Raw genomic sequence first — 561 nt, 5'->3', positions numbered from 1 at the left:
TCGCTGAGCGCTGTGCGATGAGTAAACGTACCTTTACACGCCAGTTTAAATCCACCTATGGCTGTACATTTGGTGAATGGCTGCAAAACCGACGTTTGGAGCTTAGCCAACGTCTATTAGAAACCACGAAACTATCGATACCTCAAGTTGCAGAGCAAGCGGGTTTTGGCTCTGACAGTGTATTCAGAAAGCACTTTAAATCGGCTTTTCATGTATCGCCGATTCAGTGGCGCACTACATTCAAGCAATAGTCTTAATTTCATTGAGGGCGATGGGGCTAGATCGTCGCATCTATTACTTTTTGTATCTGAAACCTTGCAAGTTCAATTCTAGGCGTTTTTGGGGCATCACAAGCCAGCCCTAACATCACTAGTTTGAAGCTACAAAATGATTTGCCGAAATCAATAGAATGAGTTTTGACTATCTCGCTATAAGGCCACTTAGCGATGGTCTATCCAACATATGAGCACAAAAAAAGCGAGCACTAAGCTCGCTTTTAACCATCTGTTTTTAAAGTAAATTACAGTAGTTCTACCGACTATTGAGCAATCACGAATTCTT

1 protein-coding gene is annotated in these 561 nt (G+C 42.1%); it reads left to right on the top strand.

Features of this window, described 5'->3' with window-relative positions; genetic code table 11:
- The coding region (locus tag AB4486_RS26640; protein ID WP_372119767.1) for a helix-turn-helix domain-containing protein at positions 1–251 on the top strand (251 nt) is incomplete at its 5' end.
- Between the last annotated feature and the right edge of the window lie 310 nt (positions 252–561).

This window comes from Vibrio sp. 10N.222.55.C6, from assembly GCF_041473395.1.
Lineage (GTDB): Bacteria > Pseudomonadota > Gammaproteobacteria > Enterobacterales > Vibrionaceae > Vibrio > Vibrio crassostreae_C.
Note: the sequence above shows the minus strand (reverse complement) of the source record. Positions and strands in the feature narration are given on the sequence as shown.